This window comes from Paracoccus halophilus, assembly GCF_000763905.1.
In the GTDB taxonomy this organism is placed as follows: Bacteria; Pseudomonadota; Alphaproteobacteria; order Rhodobacterales; family Rhodobacteraceae; genus Paracoccus; species Paracoccus halophilus.
This window is the reverse complement of the sequence record NZ_JRKN01000084.1, coordinates 1-1671: the sequence shown is the minus strand read 5'-3', so window position 1 is coordinate 1671 and position 1671 is coordinate 1. Positions and strand designations below refer to the sequence as shown.

Genomic DNA, 1671 nt, shown 5'->3' with positions numbered 1-1671 from the left:
CCCACATTTCCCAAGTAAGGCGCTGATTTCGCTGTCCTGACCATTATATTTCCTATATAAAACATGGTGTTGAAGGCTGCGAGGGGCGCGTTTCATGGATCACCCAGAGGGTGCGGGCTTGCAACGGGCAGATCGGGTGGATTTCGACCCTCGCGTGCGGCTGGAATTTCGCGGCACGCAGCTCAGTTCCGACGGCGGCCTTCTGGTGATGCGCGAGCTTGATGACGCGCTCGGGTTGTCCGATTTGGCGTCAGCGGCGCTGCGCGATACTCGCTCTGGCAAGAACACGGTCCATCGGCTCGACGGCCTGTTCCGGCAATCAGTCTTTGGGCGGCTGGCCGGATACGAGGATGTCAACGACGCCAACCGTCTCGCCTGCGATCCGGTCATGCGCCAAGTTGTCGGCGGCAGAGCGGTCGATGCACAAGCGGCCTCGGCATCGCAGATGGGACGGTTCGAGACCGAGACGCTGGCTCTGGCCGGGAACCGTGCCGCGCTGGCCGACCTGAACGGGCAATGGATCGACCGGTTCCATGACCGTAACGGGCTGAAGTACATCGTTCTGGACATGGACAGCTCGGTCAGCCCGACCCATGGCGACCAGGAAGGGTCCGCCTGGAATGGCCATTTCGACTGTAGCTGCTATCACCCCAACTTTCTGTTCAACCAGTTCGGGATGCTGGAACGCTGCGCCCTGCGCCATGGCAACGTCCACAGCGCCGATGGCTGGCGTGATGTTCTCGACCCCGTCATTGCGCGCTACGCGGAGCGCGACCTTGGTGGCAGGTTCTTCCGGGCCGATGCTGCCTACGCGATCCCGGCGATCTATGAGCGATTGGAAGAAGCGCGGTTCTTCTACGCCATCCGGCTGCCCGCAAACGCGGTCCTCAAGGACAAGATCGCGCATCGGCTAACGCGCCCTGTCGGGCGGCCGTCACTGACCAAGGTCAAGCGGTTCTTCGAGGAATTCGAGTATCAGGCGGCGTCCTGGGACAAGGAACGCCGGGTGATCGCCAAGATCGAATGGCATCCGGGCGAACTGTTCCCGCGTGTCGGCTTCATCGTCACCAACCTGCCGATGGAGCCGGACTGGGTGGTGCGGTTCTACAACCAGCGCGGCACCGCCGAGCAGCACATCAAAGAGGGCAAATACGCCTTTCGCTGGACGCGGCTGTCGTGCCGGAAGTTCCGCGACAATGAGGTGCGGCTGCAACTGCACGCCCTGGCGTACAACCTGGCCACCTTCTTGCGCTGCATCGAGCTGCCCGAGGCCATGGCCGACTGGTCGTTGACCAGCCTGCAACTGAAGCTGATCAAGATCGGGGCACGTGTGGTCCGTCACGCCCGCACCATCACCTTCCAGCTGGCCGAGGTCGCTGTCACCGGCACGATGGTACGCGCCATCCTCGCCGCTATCCGCCGATTGCGAGCGCCACCGCTATGCGCATGATCGCGATCCACGCTCAAACTGAACGAAAGCGGCTGGACAGATCTGTCCGCTGCGCTGAAAAACGCCGCCCCTGGGCAAGGAAACAGCGGCTTCGCGGTCTGATCCGTCCAGATCCAGCAGTCTGCGCGACCGCAGGTGCCGCTTGCGGCAGAAAATCCTTGTCTAGCGCTCGGATACAGGCGATCTTCACCTCAAACGACACGCCACTTGGGGAATGCAGG

General features: G+C 62.4%; 2 protein-coding genes. One reads left to right on the top strand and one right to left on the bottom strand.

Annotated features, from left to right (window positions below; all coding sequences use genetic code 11):
• Positions 1 to 94 precede the first annotated feature (94 nt).
• Positions 95 to 1450 (top strand): IS1380-like element IS1247 family transposase, encoded by a 1356-nt coding sequence (locus IT41_RS19160; RefSeq protein ID WP_006473457.1) that lies wholly within the window; start codon positions 95 to 97, stop codon positions 1448 to 1450.
• Positions 1451 to 1463: 13 nt separating this feature from the next.
• Here IT41_RS19160 and IT41_RS21810 read toward each other — a convergent pair.
• Positions 1464 to 1671, bottom strand: a 208-nt coding sequence (locus IT41_RS21810) for a hypothetical protein (protein WP_206752332.1), incomplete at its 5' end; no start/stop codon positions are given.